At 59.9% G+C, this 1,011-nt stretch carries 2 protein-coding genes; both read right to left on the bottom strand.

Annotation, left to right across the window (positions count from 1 at the left end; translation table 11 throughout):
• Positions 1-519: Ig-like domain-containing protein (locus A3754_RS09005; RefSeq protein ID WP_197468587.1), on the bottom strand; the 519-nt coding region annotated here is incomplete at its 3' end.
• Positions 520-537: 18 nt separating this feature from the next.
• Positions 538-1,011: OmpP1/FadL family transporter (locus tag A3754_RS09000; protein WP_197468586.1), on the bottom strand; the 474-nt coding region annotated here is incomplete at its 5' end.

Raw genomic sequence — 1,011 nt, 5'->3', positions numbered from 1 at the left:
ATCCAGTGGCTGCGAGAATTGCAGGTGAACGGTGGAGAAGTCCATGAAGGGCTGGTCGTCGCCACCCGACGGCATTTGCCGGCTGATCACCAGCTCATCCGCGTTCTGCTGCTGGTCCTGCGGCCCCGTGCCGGCGGAGCCGGTGGTGAAGTTCAGGGTGCCGTCACTGAAACCGTCCAGGTCGATGCCGTTCAGGCTCAGGGTATAGTCGCTGTTGAAGGCCAACGGCACGCGCGGCGTGATCACCACGGAGCGCCCCTGATCGGCTTCGCTCATGTCCACATCAACGGCACCGTCCGGGCCGGTAAGGGTAATGTCCGACAGCACCAGGCCCGGCGCCTCGGAAAACTGCACCACCAGTGGCGCATGCACCGATATCTGGGTTTGCTGGTCCGCCGGGTAGCTGTAGAACACCTGCCCGCTGTTGCGGCCGCTGTAATCCACGGTCTGTTCACTGCCACCACCACCGCAGGCGGTCAGCACCAGTGCGGTGGCGAAAAGTACGCTCGTTCGCATCATTGTGTTTGCCTCCCGGGCTTAAAATTTCAGGGTGATGGAGCCGCTGATCACATTCACCTCACCGCTGGCTTCCACCTGCTCGCTGGGCTGCGGGTAGACGGCGGACTGGGTGTCGTAAATGTCGAAGGTGCGGTCTTCGAGGATCTGGTGCTGGTAGGCCAGATCAAAACGGACCGGGAAAGCGAGAATACGGGTTTTCTTGTATTCCGCGGTGACGCCGAGGCCGATGATCCATTTATCCGTATCCAGGTAGTTCACATCCACCGACGCATTGGATTCCAGTGGTGATTCGCTGTAAGCCACCCCCCCGGTGAATGAGAAATTCTCATTCAGCCGGAACTGGGTGCCGATGCGCGGGATAATCACGTCCTGGAATTCCAGCTGGCCAGGTTGCCCGCTAACGGTCTGGTCCTTGATGGTGTCATTATCGAATTCGTCTTCCAGGGCAGACCATTCCTGCCATTCGATAGTCACACCGGTACGCCAGCGGCC

The sequence above is a fragment of the Alcanivorax sp. HI0083 genome (genome assembly GCF_001635175.1).
This window is presented reverse-complemented; position numbering and strand designations above follow the sequence as displayed.